Consider the following 1,196-nt stretch of genomic DNA (forward strand, 5'->3'; position numbering starts at 1 on the left):
ATAGTAGAAATTCCACCCATGAGCCGCATCGTCATCGAGCATCGATTACATCAATTAACTTGCACAGGATGCGGTGCCACGACTCGTGCAACATTACCAGACGAGGTGAACCCAAGTGGTTACGGGGTCAGAGTAGTGGCGCTAGTGGCATTGCTCAGTGGAGTGTACCGCAATAGTCACAGAATGGTACAAAGTGCCATGCAAGAAATATTTGGGATTTCAATATCATTGGGAACTATCAACAGACTTCGGCTCGAAGGGAGCGATGCAGTTTCCCGCTGTGTGGATGAAGCAAAACTTTATATCCAACGCTCACCCTGCGTGGGAGCAGATGAAACCAGCTTTAATCAAGGAAATATTGACGGTGGTAATCCTCAACAGAGAAAAGCTTGGCTCTGGGTTGCAGTCACACCCCTAGTAACATTTTTTGAAATTGCCCTAACTCGTTGTACAGAAGCCGCGAGGAATTTATTGGGTGAAAACTTTGACGGGATTTTAAACTCTGACCGTCATGGTGCGTACAACTGGGTAGACTTAGAACGTCGGCAATTATGTTGGGCGCATCTACGACGGGAATTTATCAAAATTTCGGAACGTCCTGGAATCTCGGCACAATTGGGAACTGCACTGGTAAAACAACAGGAGAAGTTGTTTGAACTTTGGCATCAAGTCAGAGATGGCACTTTATCTGGTAATGATTTTGGTGAGTTGGTTCCAGAGATTCGCTCATCCATTACAGCAACTTTACTTGAAGCGGCTCACTATGCCATCGGTACAAGGGAAAAAACACCTCTGGCAAAAACGGTTCGTACCTGTCGTCAATTGCTCAAAGTGGAGTCGGCGATGTGGTTGTTCGTGACCAGTGAGAGTGTTGAACCGACTAACAATGCCGCAGAAAGGGCTATTCGTCCTGCCGTAATATGGCGACGTACTAGCTTTGGTTCTCAAACTGAAGCTGGTAGTCATTTTGTGGCTCGAATGCTAACTGTGGTTACAACCCTCAAGTCCCAAAAGCGTAATGTTTTGGAATTTATGACTCAGGCTGTTATTGCTGCTCGTGGTGGTACAACCGCGCCATCTTTGCTTCCACAAGTTACTACTTGTTCTGATGATTCTGAGTTGTTGAAGGCTGCTTAATTTTATTACTTTATTTTGGGGGGCGTGTTTCGTCTTATTTGCACCCCCTGAACGCTTAC

General features: G+C 45.9%; 1 protein-coding gene. It reads left to right on the plus strand.

Features of this window, described 5'->3' with window-relative positions; translation table 11 throughout:
* Positions 1-1,137 (plus strand): IS66 family transposase (gene tnpC, locus QUA13_RS32555; protein WP_333205235.1); only part of this gene is annotated, 1,137 nt, incomplete at its 5' end.
* Between the last annotated feature and the right edge of the window lie 59 nt (positions 1,138-1,196).

It is taken from the genome of Microcoleus sp. S28C3 (assembly GCF_036700785.1).
Taxonomy (GTDB): Bacteria; Cyanobacteriota; Cyanobacteriia; order Cyanobacteriales; family Microcoleaceae; genus Microcoleus; species Microcoleus asticus.